This window comes from Amycolatopsis sp. NPDC004747 (assembly GCF_053601335.1).
Window position 1 is genome coordinate 262,443 of the sequence record NZ_JBSGBQ010000008.1, and the last position, 18,137, is coordinate 280,579.

Genomic DNA, 18,137 nt, shown 5'->3' on the forward strand with positions numbered 1-18,137 from the left:
AGAAAAACCTATCCGGACGGTTCTTCGGCAACAACCCCTACGGTGCCCCTAGCCCGTGGGCCGGGACGTCACTGGCCGAGGTCCTCCCTGATCAGCGCGAACAGCTCCTCGTCGGTCGCCGAGTCGATCTCGTCCGAGCCCGCGGCCGCCGGGGGTTGGCCCGCACCGCCCGACCACCCCGCGAGCAACGCCCGCAGCCGGACGGTGACGCGGCTGCGGGTGAGGTCGTCCGGCTCGGCGGCCGCCAGCACCGCTTCGAGCCGGTCGAGCTCGTCGAGCGGTGACGCGCCGCCGTCCGGGGCCAGCTCGGCGCCCAGGGCCGCGGCCAGCGCCGCCGGGGTCGGGTGGTCGAAGACCACGGTGGCCGGCAGGGTGCGGCCGGACGCCGCCGCGAGGAGGTTGCGGAACTCGACCGCGGTGAGCGAGTCGAAGCCGAGCTCACGGAAGGGCCGGTCGGCGGGCACGGTGTCCGCGCTCGGGTGGCCGAGCACCGCCGCCGCCTGCTTCCGGACCAGGTCGAGCACGATCCGTTCGCGATCGGACGGCGCCGCGCCCGCCAGCCGCGCCGCCAGGGTCTCCTCGGCCGCCGCGGGTTCGGCCGCGACGGCCGCCAGCGCGCGCCGGGCCGCCGGTACGCCGTCGAACAACCGGCTGGGGCGGGCCGCGGTGATCGCCGGCGCGTACTTCGCCCAGTCGATGTCGGCGACCACCAGCGCACCGCCCACGGACACCGCCCGGGCGAGCACGCGCAGCGCGGCCTCCGGGTCCAGCGCGCCGACGCCGCCGCGGCCCATCCGGCCGCCGACCAGGTCGGAGGCGGCCATCCCGGCCTCGGCCCACGGTCCCCACGCCACCGAAAGCGCCGGGCGCCCGGCGCGGTGCCGTTGTTCGGCGAGCGCGTCCAGGACGGCGTTGGCGGCCGCGTAGTTGCCCTGGCCGGGACCGCCCACCGTGCCCGCGATCGAAGAGAACAGCACGAACGCCGAGACCGGGTGCGCGCGGGTGAGCTCGTCGAGCAGCACCGCGCCGGTCACCTTGGGGGCGAACACCTTCGCGAACCGCTCGGGGGTCAGGCCGTCGACGATGCCGTCGTCGAGCACACCCGCGGTGTGGAAGACGGCGGTGACCTCCTCGTCCGCCAGCACGGCGGCGAGCTGGTCCCGGTCGGCGACGTCGCAGCCGGCGAGCCGGACCTCGGCGCCCGCCGACACCAGCTCGGCGCGCAGCTCCGGCGCGCCGGGCGCGGCCTCGCCCTGCCGGCTCACCAGCACGATCCGGCGGGCACCGCGGCCGGCGGCCCAGCGGGCGACCCGGGCGCCGAGCGCGCCGGTGCCGCCGGTGACGAGCACCGTGCCGTCCGGCGTCCACTCGTCGGCGGGCAGGCCGGGCGCGCCGGCGAGGCGCCGCCCGAACAGACCGGCGCGGCGGATCGCGACCTGGTCCTCGGTGCCGCCGGCCAGCACACCGGCCAGCAGGCGGCCCGCGTGTTCGTCCAGCGCGGCGGGCAGGTCGATCAGCCCGCCCCAGCGAGCGGGCGACTCCAGTGCGACGGTCCGGCCCAGGCCCCAGACCGCCGCTTGGCCGGGATCGGGAAGGTCCGCCGCGGTCACGGCCAGCGCGGCGCGGGTGACCGCCCAGCACCGGGTGCCGGGCGCCGCCTCACCCAGCAGCTGGACGACGGCGGCGAGGCCGGCCGCACCCAGCGCAACGAGCACCCCGGCAACGGGGCCGGCGGCAACCTCGGCCGCGAGCTCATCGACCCGGCAGGGCACGGCTTCGGCCCCGTGCCGGGTGAGGGCGGCGAGCAGGTCGGAGAGCGGCTTGCCGTTGGCGGACTCAAACCCGCCGCCGAGCGGATTGCCATCGGCGAACTCAAGCCCACCGCCGAGCAGCTTGCCATCGGCGAACTCAAACCCACCGCCGAGCGGATTGCCATCGGCGGCCGCGAGCCCACCGCCGAGCGGATTGCCGTCGGCGAACTCAAGCCCACCGCCGCTTGCCACGAGCCCACCGGCGAGCGCCCCGCCGCCGCCAGCCTCAAGCACACCACCGAGCAACTTGCCCTCGGCGGCCTCGAGCCCACCGTCAAGCGCACCACCGGGGCCGGCCGCGTGTGGTGCGGCGCCGACCACGAGCCAGCGGCCGGTCAGCTGTGTGTCCGCCGGCTGTGGGACCGGTGACCACGTGACCCGGTACGTCCCGGAGCCGGCGGCCCGGTCGCGGCGCCAGCCCGCCAACGCCGGCACGACCTTCCGCAGGACCTCGCCGTCGAGGTCGAGGGTGGCGGCCAGGTCCTCGGCCTCGATGTCCGCCCAGAAGGCGTCGTCCGGTTCCGTGCGCCGAAGCGGTGCGTCGAGCCAGTAGCGCTCGTGCTCGAACGGGTAGCCCGGCAGGTCGACCGGCCGGGCGGACCCGTCACCGAACTCCGGGCGCCAGTCGACGGCCACCCCGAGCGTGTGGAGCCGGGCGAGCGCGGCCACCAACGCCGTGCCCGCGGGCCGGTCCGCGCGCTGGGCCGCCACCGCCACCGCCGGCCCGGGCACCAGGCCCGCCAGCACGGCACCCGGCCCGATCTCGGCGAAGCGGGTGACGCCGTCGGCGACCGCCCCGGCGACCGCGTCGGCGAACCGGACGGCACCCCGCACCTGGTCCACCCAGTACGCGGCCGAACACAGCTCGCCCGCCACCGGCTTGCCGGTCAGCGTCGACACGAGCGGGATCCGCGGCTCCCGGTAGTCCAACGTGGCGGCGATCCGGCCGAACTCGGCGAGCATCGGGTCCATCCGATGCGAATGGAACGCATGCGACACCTTGAGCCGGTTGGTCTTCCGGCCCGCCGCCCACGCGGCAACCGCCTCGACAGCTTCGGCATCACCGGAAACAACCACCGAATCCGGCCCGTTCACCGCCGCCAACGACACACCATCCAGCTCCGCCAGCACCGACTGAATGTCCACTTCGGACGCCTGAACCGCCAGCATCGCGCCACCCTCCGGCAACGCCTGCATCAACCGGCCTCGGGCAGCGACGAGCACACACGCATCGTCCAGCGAAAACACCCCGGCCACGTACGCCGCCGCCAGCTCACCGATCGAATGCCCGATCAAGACATCCGGCGTCACACCGAACGACTCGAACAACCGGAACAACGCCACCTCGACCGCGAACAACCCGGCCTGCGCGAACACCGTCCGGTTCAGCTCACCCGCCTCCGCACCCCACACCACCTCGCGCAACGAACAGCCGAGCTCGACATCGAGCCGCGCACACACCTCGTCGAACGCCGAGGCGAAAACGGGGTACCGGGAGTGCAGCTCCCGGCCCATCCCGAGCCGCTGCGAACCCTGACCGGAGAACAGGAACCCGAGCCGCCCGTCGGCGGCCCGGCCGCGGACGACGTTCGCCGCGGGTTCGCCCGCCGCCAGCGCGGCCAGGCCCGCCAGCAGGGACTCGCGGTCGTCGCCGAGCACCGCGGCCCGCTCGTCCAGCCCGGCCCGCGTGGTGACCAGGGTCCTGGCCACGCCGCCGAGGTCGTCCCGGCCGGCGAGCCAGGCCCGCAGCCGGGCGGCCCGCGTCCGCAACGCCGGTTCGGTCTTCGCCGAGAGCAGCCACGGCCCGGCGGCCGGCGCGGGTTCCGGCGCGGGCTCGGCCGGCCCCTGCTCGAGGATCACGTGCGCGTTGGTGCCGCTGATCCCGAACGAGGACACGCCCGCGCGGCGGGCCCGGCCGGTCTCCGGCCAGTCGCGGGCCTCGGTCAGCACCTCGACCGCGCCGGCCGACCAGTCCACGTGCGAGGACGGGGTGCCGACGTGCAGGGTCCGGGGCGCGACGCCGTGCCGCATGGCCTCGACGACCTTGATCACCCCGGCGACCCCGGCGGCGGCCTGGGTGTGCCCGATGTTCGACTTCACCGACCCCAGCAGCAACGGCGTTTCCCGCTCCCGGCCATAAGTCGCCAGCAGCGCCTGCGCCTCGATCGGATCACCGAGCTTGGTACCCGTGCCATGCGCCTCGACCACATCGACGTCCTGTGTGGACAGACCAGCGGAAGCCAGCGCCTGCCGGATCACCCGCTGCTGTGCCGGACCATTCGGAGCCGTCAACCCGTTCGACGCACCATCCTGGTTCACCGCCGAACCACGAACCACCGCCAGAATCCGATGCCCATTGCGCTGCGCATCCGACAACCGCTCCAACAGCACAACACCGACACCCTCACCCCAGCCCGTGCCATCCGCAGCATCCGCGAACGCCTTGCACCGACCGTCGGCGGCCAGACCGTTCTGCCGGGAAAACCCGATGAACGCACTCGGCGTCGCCATCACCGTCACCCCGCCGGCGAGCGCCAGGGAGCATTCCCCGGTCCGCAGCGCCTGGGCTGCCCAGTGCATGGCGACCAGCGACGACGAACACGCCGTGTCGACCGTCACCGCCGGGCCCTCGAACCCGAACGCGTAGGAAATCCGTCCGGAAAGGACACTCGCGGTGTTCCCGGTGGCCAGGTACGCCTCGGAATCCTTCGGGGCGCGGGCCATCAGGGCCGCGTAGTCCTGGCCGTTGGTGCCCGCGAAGACCCCGACCCGGCTGCCGCGCAACGACGTCGGGTCGAACCCGGACCGTTCCAGCACGTCCCACGACGCCTCCAGCAGCAGCCGCTGCTGGGGGTCCATCGCCAGCGCTTCCCGGGGCGAGATGCCGAACAGCCCGGCGTCGAACTCGCCGGCGCCGTCGACGAAGCCGCCCTCGGCCACCGAGCTGGTGCCGCTGCCCTCGCCGGCCAGCGCCGCCAGGTCCCAGCCGCGGTCGGCCGGGAACGGGCCCATGCCGTCCCCGCCGGAGGCCACGAGGTCCCACAGGTCCTCCGGGGACGCCACCCCGCCGGGGAACCGGCACGCCATACCGACGATCGCCACCGGCTCGTCCGTCGCGGCGACCGTCTCCACCGCGGCGCCGGCCTCCGTGCCCAGCAGTTCGGCCGCGAGGTGCCCGGCCAGCGCGGCCGGCGTCGGGTGGTCGAAGATCAGCGTCGCGGGCAGGGCCAGGCCGGTCGCCGCGCCGAGTGCGTTGCGGAATTCGACCGCGGTCAGCGAGTCGAAGCCGAGCTCCCGGAACGCCGCGCCCGGGCTGACCGCCTCCGCCGACGCGTGCCCGAGCACCGCCGCGGCCTGCGACCGGACGACGTCGAGCAGGATCCGGGGCCGTCCCGCTTCCGGCGCCTCGCCGAGCCGGGCCCGCAGCGCCGCGTTCCCGGGCGCCGCGCGGTTTTCGCGCAGGGCACGGGCGGCTTCGGGGACGCCGTCGAACAGCTTGCTCGGCCGCAGCGTGGTGAAGGCGGGGGCGAACCGGCCCCAGTCGAGGTCGGCCACGGTGACCGCGCCGCCGGCGCCGGCCACCGCGGTGAGCTCGCGCAGTGCGCGGTCCGGGGCCATGGCGTGCATGCCGCCGCGGGCCATCCGCTGCTCGACCACGGCCGAGGCGGCCATCCCGCCGTCGGCCCACGCGCCCCAGGCCACCGACGTGGCCGGGAGCCCCTGCTGCGTGCGGTGCTCGGCGAGGGCGTCGAGGTAGGCGTTGGCCGCGGCGTAGGCGGCTTGCCCGGCCGCGCCGATCGTGCCGCTCACCGAGGAGAACAGCACGAAGGTCCGCAGCGGGTGGCCCTCGGTGAGTTCGTGCAGGTGGCGGGCGGCGTCGGCCTTGGGCGCCAGTACCGCGTCGAAGCGGTCCGGGGTGAGGCCGCCGAGGACGCCGTCGTCGAGGACACCGGCGGTGTGGAACACGGCGGCGAGCTCTTCGCCGTCCAGTGCCGCGGCGAGCGCGGCGCGGTCGGTGACGTCGCAGGCCACGATCCGCACCTCGGCGCCGGCCAGCTCCGCGCGGAGGCCGGCCGCGCCCGGCGCGTCTTCGCCGCGGCGGCTCAGCAGAACCAGCCGGCGGGCACCGCGCGCGACCGCCCACTTCGCGACCTGGGCGCCGAGTGCGCCGGTGCCGCCGGTGACCAGCACGGTGCCGTCGGCCGTCCAGTCCTCGCCCGGTTCGCCGGCGCTCCGGACCAGGCGCCGGGCGAACAGCCCCGCGCCCCGGACCGCGACCTGGTCTTCGGCGCCCGTCAGCGCGGCGGCGAGGAGCCGGGCGGCCCGCTCGTCCAGGGTGCCGGGCAGGTCGATCACGCCACCCCAGCGGTCCGGCTGTTCGAGCGCGGCGGTCCGGGCGAGACCCCACACCATCGCCGCTTCGGGGTCGGTGAGCGGGTCGCCGGGCCCGGTCGAAACGGCGCCGCGGGTCAACGCCCAGATCCGGGCGTCGATCCCCGCGTCGCCGATGGCCTGGACGGCGGTCGCGGTGGTGACGGCGTCGAGGGCGACGGCCACGCCGTCGAACACCCCGGCGAGCCGTCCGGCGAGGGCGGCGCGCCCGGTGCCGGCCGGCACGGCGATCCGCGTGACGTCGCCGAGGGCTTCGGCCACGTCGTCACCTTCGCCGTCGGCGTGCAGCAGCAGCCACCGGCCGCGCGGGGTGCCCGCGGTCGCGCCGACGGCGGTCCAGCTGACGCGGTAGCGCCAGTCGTCGGCCGGGGCCGGGTCGAGCCAGAAGCGCTGGTGCTGGAAGGCGTAGGTGGGCAGGTCGGCCGGGCTTGCGCCGGGGAACGCCGGCGTCCAGTCCACGGTGACGCCGTCGACGTGCAACCGGCCCAACGCGGTCAAGAACGCCGGCACACCTTCGCGGTCGGCTCGTTGCGTCGCCACACCATCGACCAGCCCGGCCAGCACCGCACCCGGCCCGACCTCGACCCAACGCCCGGCACCCGCAGCCACCACAGCGTCGGCAAAACGGACCGTGCCCCGCACCTGATCCACCCAGTACCGCGCATCGAACTCGATGATCGGCTCACCGGTCAACGTCGACACGATCGGCAACTCGGGCGCGCGATACTCCACAATGGACGCCACGGCGGCGAATTCCGCCAGCATCGGATCCATCCGGTGCGAATGGAACGCGTGCGACACCTTCAACCACCGCGTCTTGCGGTCAGCCGCCCACTCCGCAACCCGCTCCACAGCCGCCACATCACCGGAAACAACCACCGAATCCGGGCCATTCACCGCCGCCAGCGAAACACCATCACCCAGTACCGGGGCGATCTCCAAGTGCGTGGCCTGCACCGCCAGCATCGCCCCACCCTCGGGCAAGGCGTCCATCAACCGGCCCCGAGCGGCCACGAGCGCACACGCGTCATCCAGCGAAAGCACCCCGGCCGCGTGCGCGGCGGCAAACTCGCCGATCGAATGACCCACCAACACATCCGGCCGCACACCAAACGACTCCAGCAACCGGAACAACGCCACCTCGACCGCGAACAACCCGGCCTGCGTGAACACCGTCCGATTCAGCAACTCGGCGTCGGCACCCCACAAAACGTCCCGCAGAGAGGGATCGAGCCGAGCACACACCGCGTCGAAAGCCCCGGCGAACACCGGGAACCGCTCGTACAGATCCCGGCCCATCCCGAGCACCTGCGCACCCTGACCCGAGAACAGGAAGCCCACCCGGCCCGAACTCACCGAACCCGACACCACATTCGCCGCCGGTTCACCGGAAGCCACCGCCGCCAACCCCGACCGCAACGCCTCCTGGTCTCCCACCAGCACAGCGCGTTCGCCGAGGGCGGCGCGGGTGGTCGCGAGAGCCAGGCCAAGGTCCGCGGCCGTCACCCCGGGGTGCGCCGAGACGTGCGCACGCAGCCGGTCCGCCTGCGCCCGCAGCGCGTCGGCGGTCTTCGCCGACAGGACCCACGGCACCGGAACCACCTCGGCCGACGGCACCGAAGCGGCGGGAACCGCCTCGACGATCACGTGCGCGTTGGTGCCGCTCACCCCGAACGAAGAAACACCCGCACGACGGGCACGACCGGTTTCCGGCCAGTCACGGGCTTCGGTGAGCACCTCGACCGCGCCGGCCGACCAGTCCACTTCGGACGTCGGCCGGTCCACGTGCAGCGTCTTCGGCAGTACTCCGTGCCGCATCGCCTGGACCATCTTGATCACCCCGGCCACGCCCGCGGCGGCCTGGGTGTGCCCGATGTTCGACTTCACCGACCCCAGCAACAGCGGGGTCTCCCGCTCCCGGCCATAAGTCGCCAGCAGCGCCTGCGCCTCGATCGGGTCCCCGAGCTTGGTACCCGTGCCGTGCGCCTCAACAGCATCGACGTCCTTAGTGGACAGACCAGCGGAAGCCAGTGCCTGCCGGATCACCCGCTGCTGCGCCGGACCATTAGGGGCCGTCAAGCCGTTCGACGCACCGTCCTGGTTCACCGCCGAGCCGCGGACCACCGCCAGAATGCGGTGCCCATTGCGCTGCGCATCCGACAACCGCTCCAGCAGCACAACGCCGACGCCTTCACCCCAGCCCGTGCCATCCGCGGCATCCGCGAACGCCTTGCACCGGCCATCGGCGGCCAGACCGTTCTGCCGGGAAAACCCGATGAACGCACTCGGCGTCGCCATCACCGACACGCCTCCGGCCAAGGCCAGGGAGCACTCCCCCGCCCGCAGCGCCTGCCCGGCGAGGTGCATCGCGACCAGCGACGACGAACACGCCGTGTCGACCGTCACCGCCGGACCTTCGAACCCGAACGCGTAGGACACCCGCCCCGAGAGCACGCTCGCGGTGTTCCCGGTCGGCAGGAACGCGGCCGCCTCCTCGGGCGCGGAGCGGGCCAGCACCGCGTAGTCCTGGCCGTTCGTGCCGGCGAACACGCCGACGCGGCCGCCCCGCAGGGTGCCCGGGTCGATCCCGGCCCGCTCGAGCACCTCCCACGACGCCTCCAGCAGCAGCCGCTGCTGCGGGTCCATCACCAGCGCTTCGCGCGGCGAAATCCCGAAGAACGCCGGGTCGAAGTCCGTCGCGCCGGTGACGAAACCGCCTTCGCCCGTCGAAGACGTGCCGGCGGGGCCGAGCAGTTTGCCCAGGTCCCAGCCGCGGTCCGCGGGGAAGGGACCCATCGCGTCGCCGCCGGCGGCGACGAGGTCCCACAGGTCCTCCGGCGAAGCCACCCCGCCGGGGAACCGGCACGCCATACCGACGATCGCCACCGGCTCGTCCGCGGCGGCGACCGTCTCCACCGCGGCGCCGGCCTCCGTGCCCAGCAGCTCGCTCGCGAGGTGCCCGGCCAGCGCGGCCGCGGTCGGGTAGTCGAAGACCACGGTCGAGGGCAGCGCGAGGCCGGTGGCCACGCCGAGCAGGTTCCGCAGCTCGACCGCGGTGAGCGAGTCGAAGCCGAGGTCCCGCAACGCGGTGTCCGGGGCGATCGCGGCCGCGGAGTCGTGCCCCAGCACGGCGGCCGCCCGGCCGCGGACCAGCTCGAGGAGCCGGTCTTCGGCGCCGGGCCCGGACAGCAAGCCGGCGACCGCCGTCCCGGCGCCGGGTGCCTGCCGGGCCTCCGGCACGGTGCGCAGCGCCGGGCTCGGCCGCACCGCGGTGAACCCGGCGGTGAACCGCGGCCAGTCGATGTCGGCGAGCACCGGGCAGGTCTCCCGGCCCAGGGTCCGCCGGAGCGCCCGCAGCGCGGGCCCGGCCGCCATGGGCGTGAGGCCACCGCGGGTAACGCGCTGCCCGGCGAGCCCGCCGGCGGCCATCCCCTCCCCGGCCCAGGCTCCCCACGACACGGACGTGGCGGGCAACCCGGCCTGCGCGCGTTCCTCGGCGAGGGCGTCGAGGTAGGCGTTCGCGGCCGCGTAGCCACCTTGCCCCGGCGCGCCGAGGGCCCCGGCGAGCGACGAGAACAGCACGAACGCCGACACCGGGTGGTCGAGGGTCGCCTCGTGCAGCACGCGCGCGGCGACGGCCTTCGGGCGGAGCACGGCGGCGAGCCGGTCCGGGGTGAGCCCGCCGATGACGCCGTCGTCGAGGACGGCCGCGGTGTGGAAGACGGCGGTGATCCGTTCGGTGGCCAGCACCTCGGCGAGCGCGGCGCGGTCGGCGACGTCGCAGGCGGCGATCCGGACCTCGGTGCCCGCCGCGACGAGGTCGTCCCGCAGGGTTCCGGCGCCCGGCGCGTCCTCGCCGCGCCTGCTGAGCAGGACGACGCGCCCGGCGCCCAGTCCGGCGGCCCAGCGGGCGACCTGCGCCCCCAGCGCGCCGGTGCCGCCGGTGATCAGGACCGTGCCGTCCGGCTGCCAGTCCTCGGCGCCGGCCACCGCGGCGCGGACCAGCCGCCGCGCGTACGCGCCCGACGGGCGGACGGCGACCTGGTCCTCGGTGCCGGTCAGCGTGGCGGCCAGCAGCGGGGCCTCGCGGTCGCCGAGCACGGTCGGCAGGTCGATCAGGCCACCCCAGCGGTCGGGGTGTTCGAGGGCGGCGGTCCGGCCCAGTCCCCAGACGAGCGCGCCGTCGGGGGTGGTCAAGACGTCGTCGTCGCCGACGGACACGGCACCGCGGGTGGTGGCCCAGATCTTCGCGCCGGGGACGTCGAGCACCTGCAGCGCGGCCGCCGTGGCGGCGACGTCCAGTGCGAGGACGACCCCGGCGAACCCGCCGCCGGCGACCGGCTCGACTTCGGCCGCCACCCGGCGGTGGTCGACCTCGGCGCCGACGGCGGTGAGCGCGGCGACCAGGTCGGGTTCGTCGTCGTGGGACAGCAGCAGCCACCGGCCGGACACCGCGGCGCCGTCGGACGGCAGCGGCTGCCAGCGGAAGCGGTAACCCCAGCCGCGGATCGCCGCGCCGTCCCGCCGGTTCCGCCACCAGGAGGCGAGCGCGGGCACGACGGCGCGCAGGGGTGCTTCGTCGTCGATGGCGAGGGTGCCGGAGAGGGCGGTGAGGTCTTCGCGGTCGACGGTGGCCCAGAACTCGGCCTCGACGGGGTCGGCCGCGGGGCCGGCGGGGTCGAGCCAGAACCGCTGGTGTTCGAACGGGTAGGTCGGCAAGTCGACTCGGCGCCCGTCCCCGAGCAGCGGCGTCCAGTCCACCACGACGCCGTCGGCGTGCAGCCGGCCCAGCGCGGTCAGGAACGCCTGCACGCCCTCACGGTCGGCCCGCTGCACCGCCACACCATCGACCAGCCCGGCCAGCACCGCACCCGGCCCGACCTCGACCCAACGCTCGGCACCCGTTACCGCATCGGCGAACCGGACAGTCCCACGGACCTGATCCACCCAGTACCGCGCATCGAATTCGGTGATCGGCGCACCGGTTAGCGTCGACACGATCGGCAGCTCCGGCGCGTGATACTCCACAGTGGACGCCACCGCCGCGAACTCCGCCAGCATCGGATCCATCCGATGCGAATGGAACGCATGCGACACTTTCAGCCAGCGCGTTTTGCGGTCGGCCGCCCATTCGGCAACCTGCTCGACCGCCGCCACATCACCCGAAACAACGACCGAATCCGGGCCATTCACGGCCGCCAGCGAAACAGCAGCACCGAGCACCGGCCCGATCTCGTCCGGCGTGGCCTGCACCGCCAGCATCGCCCCACCCTCGGGCAACGCCTGCATCAACCGACCACGCGCCGACACCAGCGCACACGCATCATCCAAAGACAACACACCAGCGACATGCGCCGCCGCGAACTCACCGATCGAATGCCCCACCAACACATCCGGGCAAACACCGAACGACTCCAACAGGCGGAACAACGCCACCTCGACCGCAAACAACCCGGCCTGGGTGAATTCCGTGCGGTTCAGCAGTTCGGCATCCGAACCCCACAGCACGTCCCGCAACGACGAATCGAGACGGGCGCAGACCGCGTCGAAAGCCTCGGCGAACACCGGGAACCGCTCGTACAGATCCCGGCCCATCCCGAGCACCTGCGAACCCTGACCGGAAAACAGGAACCCCGTACGGCCCGGCCGCGCCGAACCCGACACCACGTTCGCCGCCGGCTCACCGGCCGCCACCGCCGCCAATCCGGCCAGCAGCGCGTCCCGCTCGCCGACCACCACCGCGCGGTGCTCCAGCCCGGCCCGCGCGGTGGCGAGCGTGTGCCCGACATCGCGCGGGTCGACGTCCGGTTCGGCGAGCAGGTGCGCGCGGAGCCGCGCGGCCTGGGCCCGCACCGCCGGTTCCGACTTCGCCGACAACACCCAGGGCACGAGCCCGCCGGGTGCGGGCCGGGCGGCGGCCTCCGGTGTGCGCGCCTCTTCGATGACGAGGTGGGCGTTGGTGCCGCCGATGCCGAACGACGACACGCCCGCCCGGCGCGTCCGCTCGCCCACGGGCCACGGCTGCGCCTCGGTCAGCAGCTCCACCGCCCCCGCCGACCAGTCCACATGCGACGACGGCGCGTCGACGTGCAACGTCCTCGGCAACAGCCCGTTCTGCAGCGCCAGCACCACCTTCAGCACCCCGGCCACCCCGGCCGCGGCCTGCGTGTGCCCCAGGTTGGACTTCACGGTGCCGAGCAGCACCGGGTGTTCCCGGTCCTGCCCGTAGGTAGCCAGCAGCGCCTGCGCCTCGATCGGGTCACCGAGGCTCGTCCCGGTCCCGTGCGCTTCGACAACATCTACGTCCTTAGTGGACAGTCCGGCGTTGGCCAGCGCCTGCCGGATCACCCGCTGCTGCGACGGCCCGTTCGGCGCGGTCAAGCCGTTCGACGCACCGTCGGAGTTCACCGCCGAGCCACGCACGACCGCCAGCACCGGGTGCCCGTTCCGCTCCGCGTCGGACAGCCGCTCCAGCAGCACCAAGCCGATGCCTTCGGAGAAGCCCGCACCGTCCGCGGAGTCCGAGAACGCCTTGCAGCGGTTGTCCGCGGCGACGCCGCCCTGCTTGGAGAACTCGCCGAACAGCGCCGGGGTCGCCATCACGGTCGCCCCGCCCGCCAGTGCCAGCCGGCATTCGCCCAGCCGCAGCGCCTGGGCGGCCAGGTGCATCGCCACCAATGACGACGAGCACGCCGTGTCCACCGTGACCGTCGGCCCCTCGAACCCGAACGCGTACGAGATCCGTCCGGAAAGGACACTCGCGGTGTTGCCGGTGCCGATGTACCCGGCGATGTCCTCGGTGGTGTGCGCGGTCAGCGACACGTAGTCCTGGCCGTTCGTGCCGGCGAACACGCCGGTCCGGCTCCCGCGCAGGGCGGCCGGGTCGATGCCCGCCCGCTCCACGGTTTCCCACGCCACCTCCAGCAGCAAGCGCTGCTGCGGGTCCATCGCCAGCGCCTCACGCGGCGAAATCCCGAAGAACCCGGCGTCGAACCCGGCGGCGTCGGCGAGGAAACCGCCTTCGCCGTCGGAGCCCCAGCCGCGGTCGGCGGGGAACGGGCCGATGCCCTCGCGGCCCTCGGCCAGCAGCGCCCACAGCTGTTCCGGCGACTCGACCCCGCCGGGGAACCGGCAGGCCATCGCGACGATCGCGATGGGTTCGTCGGCCACCGGGGCCGGCCCGGTGTCGGCCGGAGCCAGGTCCTCGGCGCCGGCCAGCCGGTCACGCAGGTGCTTCGCGAGCGCCGACGGGGTCGGGTGGTCGAACACGAGCGTCGCGGGCAGCTTCAGCCCGGTCGCCGCGCCGAGCCGGTTGCGCAGCTCGACCGCCGTCACCGAGTCGAACCCCACGTCGGTGAACGCCTGGTCGTCGCGGACCGAGCCGCCCGAGGCGTAGCCGAGCACGGTGGCGACCTGCACGCCGACCAGCTCGGTGAGCAGGCGCAGCTGCCCGGCGCGATCGCGGGCGGCGAGCCGGGCGGCCCACCCGCCGTCCGCCTCGGGCGCGGGCTCGGTGGCCGCGGTCAGGCGCTGCACCTCGGGGATCTCGTCGAACAGCTTCGTGGCGCTGCGCGCGGTGTAGGCGACGTAGTAGCGGTCCCAGTCGATGGCGATGCAGCCGAGCACGGCGTCCCCGTCTTCGACGGCCTGCCGCAGCACGTCGAGCGCGCGGTCCGGGGCCATCTCCGGGATGCCGTGGCGCCGGGCGAGCTCGCCGATGCCCGACTCGGCCATGCCCGCGCCGGCCCAGGTGCCCCAGGCGATCGAGGTCGCGGGCACGCCTTCGGCGCGCAGGGCCTGGGCGTAGGCGTCGAGGAAGGCGTTGCCCGGTGCGTAGTTGCCCTGCCCGGACGCGCCGAAGGTGCCGGCCATCGACGAGAAGAACACCAGGGCCGTCAGCGGGTGCCCGGCGGTCAGTTCCCGCAGGTTCACCGCGCCGCGCAGCTTGGGGGCGAGCACCCGGTCGATCCGGTCGGCGGTGAGCGCGTCGACGAAACCGTCGTCGAGGGCGGCGGCGGTGTGGAAGACCGCGGACAGCGGCCCGGCGCCGGCGATCACGGCGGCGAGCGCGTCCCGGTCGGCGACGTCGCAGGCGGCGACGGTGACCCGGGTGCCCGCGGCTTCGAGCTCGGCACGCAGCTCTTCGGCGCCGGGCGCCTCCGGGCCGCGGCGGCTCAGCAGCACGAGGTGCTCGGCACCGTCGGCGGCCAGCCGGCGGGCGACGTGGGCGCCGAGCGCGCCGAGGCCGCCGGTGACGAGCACGGTCCCGGACGGCCGCCAGCGCGTGGCGGTGTGCCTGGTCCGCGGGGCGCGGGCGAGCCGCCGGCCGAACAGCCCGGACGCGCGCACGGCGAGCTGGTCCTCGCCGGTCGCACCGGACAGCGCGGCCACGAGCGGGCCGTCGGCGTCGGTTCCGGTTTCGCCGTCGGGCAGGTCGACGAGCCCGCCCCAGCGCTCGGGGTGTTCCAGGCCCGCCACGCGCCCGAAGCCCCAGACGAGGGCTTGTTCCGGGTCGGCGACGGTCTCGTCCGGCAGGGCAGCGACGGCGCCGCGGGTCAGGCACCACAGCGGCGCGGTGACCCCGGCGTCACCCAGTGCCTGCACGGCGGTGACCGTGCCGGTCAGCCCGGTCGCCGAGACGACGCCGGCCGGGGTGGTGCCGTCCAGGGCCGCGACGACGCGCGCGGCGAGCTCGGCCCGGTCCGCACCGGGCGCGGTCACGACCCGGACGACCTCGGCTCCGTGCGCGGCCAGCGCGCCGGCCGCCACGGCGGCGAGGTCGCCGCCCTGGTCGAGCACGAGCCAGGTGCCGGACGGCCGCGTGGCCGCCGCACCGAGGGGCTTCCAGGTGATCCGGTAGCGCCAGCCGTCGACGAGCGAGTCGTCCCGGCGGCCGCGGTGCCAGGCGGACAGCGCCGGCACGACGGCCTGGAGTGGCTCGCTGTCGGCCAGGCCGAGGGTGTCCGCGAGACCGTCGAGGTCGGCGCGGTCGACGGCGTCCCAGAACGGCGCGTCGGCGGTGCTCTCCGAGGCCGGTTTGCGTTCGATCCAAAAGCGCCGCCGCTGGAAGGCGTAGGTGGGCAGGTCGACGCGGCGGCCCGGGGTCAGGTTCTCCCACGCGATGGTGGTTCCGCGGACGTAGGCCTCGCCGAAGGAGGTGTACAGCCGGCGGAGGTCGCCGTGGTCGCGGCGGAGCGTCGGTACCACGGTGCCGGAGACTTCGAGTTCGTCGAGGGTCTGCTGGATGCCGACGGTGAGGACCGGGTGGGCCGAACTCTCGATGAAGACCATGTGCCCGGCGGTGATTGCGGCCTTGGTGGCTTGTTCGAAGTTCACCGTGGCACGGAGGTTGCGGTACCAGTAATCCGCGGTCAGTTCCGCTGTGTCGATCGGTTCGCCGGCCAGGGTCGAGAAGAAGACCGTGTCCACACTGGATGGTTTGACCGGGGCCAGGTCGCGCAGGATCCGCTCCCGGATCGCCTCCACCTGAGGCGAATGTGACGCATAATCCACCGGGACCCGGCGGACGCGGATGCCCTCCGCCTCCCACCGCGCTTGTGCTTCGTCGAGCGCTTCGACCTCACCCGAGACCACCGTCGCCGACGGGCCGTTCACCGCGGCGATGCCGAGCCTGGAGTCCAGGCCGTTTTCCACCTCGGCCACCGGCAACGGCACCGACAACATTCCGCCGGAACCGGCCAGCTCAGTGATTGCTTTCGCGCGCAGAGCAACCACCCGGGCACCGTCCTCGAGGGACAGTGCTTTGGCGACCACTGCGGCGGCGATCTCACCCTGAGAGTGACCAATCACCGCCGCGGGCTCGACACCTGCGCTGCGCCACAACTCCGCGAGCGAGACCATCATCGCCCACAACAGGGGCTGGACGACGTCCACCCGCTCCAACACCGCGGGATCGCTCGAACGGGCCACCTCGGTCAACGACCAATCCACAAAGGATTCCAGCGCAGCTTCGCACTCGGCCCACCTCGCCGCGAAAACCGGAGAGGAGTCCAGGAGCTCCACCGCCATCCCGACCCACTGCGAACCCTGGCCGGGGAACACCAGCACCGGACCCGAACCGGTCTCGGCGACAACTCCGGAGGCAGCACCGTCCCCACCACCGGCCACGGCGGCGACCCCGGCCAGCAGCTCGGCCCGATCCGCGCCGACGACCACGGCACGGTGGTCCAGCGCGGCCCGGGTGGTGGCGAGCGAGAAGCCCACGTCCACCGGCGAATCCGCCAGGGAGGCGAACGCGGCAAGCCGCCCGGCCTGAGCCCGAAGCCCGGCGGCGGACTTCGCCGACAGCACCCAAGGCACCACCGGCCCGGCCTCGACGGCCCCGCCCGGCTCGACGGCCCCGGACAGCCCGGCAGCCCCGCTAGCCCCGGCAATCTCGACTGGCCCGCCAGCCCTCGAAAGCCCGGCAGCACCGCTCGCCCCGGCAACACCGCGCGCCCCGGCAATCCCCACCGGCCCGCCAGCCCCGGACAGCCCAGCAGCAACACCCGCCGATCCACCGGCACCGCTCGACCCCGCAACACCCGCCGGCCCGGCCGGCTCGGCTGCCGGGGCTTCCTCGATGATCACGTGCGCGTTGGTCCCGCTGACCCCGAACGCCGACACACCCGCCCGCCGGGTCCGCTCGCCCGCCGGCCACGGCTGCGCCTCGGTCAGCAGCTCCACCGCTCCCGCCGACCAGTCCACATGCGACGACGGCGCGTCCACGTGCAACGTCTTCGGCAGCCGGGCGTGCTGCAACGCCAGCACCACCTTCAGCACCCCGGCCACCCCGGCCGCGGCCTGCGTGTGCCCCACGTTGGACTTGATCGAACCCAGCCACAGCGGCCGGTCGCGGTCCTGCCCGTACGTCGCCAGCAGGGCCTGCGCCTCGATCGGGTCGCCCAGCCGGGTCCCGGTTCCGTGGGCCTCCACGGCGTCGACCTCGTCCGCCGTCAAGCGCGCGTTGGCCAGCGCCTGCCTGATCAACCGCTGCTGCGACGGCCCGTTCGGCGCCGTCAGGCCGTTCGACGCGCCGTCCTGGTTCACCGCCGACCCGCGGACCACCGCCAGCACCGGGTGCCCGTTGCGCCGGGCGTCGGACAGCCGCTCCACCAGCAGCAGGCCGACGCCTTCACCCCAGCCCGTGCCGTCCGCCGCGTCGGCGAAGGGCTTGCAGCGGCCGTCGGCGGCGAGGCCGTTCTGCTCGGTGAACGCCACGAACGTGCCCGGGGTCGACATCACCGTCACCCCGCCCGCGAGCGCCAGCGAACACTCGCCGGACCGCAGCGACTGCACCGCCATGTGCAGGGCTACCAGCGACGACGAACACGCCGTGTCCACCGTGACCGCGGGGCCCTCCAGCCCGAACAGGTACGACAGCCGTCCGGACACCACGCTGGCCGCCACGGAGGTGCCGCCGAACAGCGCGGTGTCGTCCGCCGCGTTCGTCAGCAGGTGCGTGTAGTCCTGGCCGTTGCTGCCCGCGAACACGCCGGTGCGGCTGCCGCGCAGCGAAAGCGGGTCGATGCCGGCCCGCTCGAAGGCCTCCCACGCCGTCTCCAGCAGCAGCCGCTGCTGGGGGTCCATGGCCAGCGCCTCGCGCGGCGAAATGCCGAACAGCTCGGGGTCGAACCGGGGCGCGTCGTGGACGAACCCGCCCACGCGCGCGTAGTCGCCGGGCGCGTCCGTCCAGCCGCGGTCCGCCGGGAACGCGGTCATCGCGTCGCCGCCGGAATCCAGCAGCCGCCACAGGTCTTCCGGCGTGTCGGCGCCGCCGGGGAACCGGCAGCTCATCGCGACGACGGCGATCGGCTCGGCGTCCTTGGCCTCGTAGTACCGAAGCCGCTGGTGCGCGTCCTGCAGGTCGGCCGTCGCCCGCTTCAGGAAGTGCCGGAGCTTTTCTTCGTTGTTCATCCGCAGGTCCTCTTCCCA

At 74.3% G+C, this 18,137-nt stretch carries 1 protein-coding gene; it reads right to left on the reverse strand.

Annotation, left to right across the window (positions count from 1 at the left end; all coding sequences use genetic code 11):
* Window positions 1–68 precede the first annotated feature (68 nt).
* Window positions 69–18,119, reverse strand: coding sequence for a type I polyketide synthase (locus ACWEGE_RS15790; RefSeq protein WP_449661151.1), 18,051 nt, complete (start codon window positions 18,117–18,119; stop codon window positions 69–71).
* Window positions 18,120–18,137 lie beyond the last annotated feature (18 nt).

What these genes read in the sequence shown, in the direction of transcription:
- ACWEGE_RS15790 (WP_449661151.1), bottom strand. Translation starts at nt 18,119, where the DNA reads ATGAACAACGAAGAAAAGCTCCGGCACTTCCTGAAGCGGGCGACGGCC.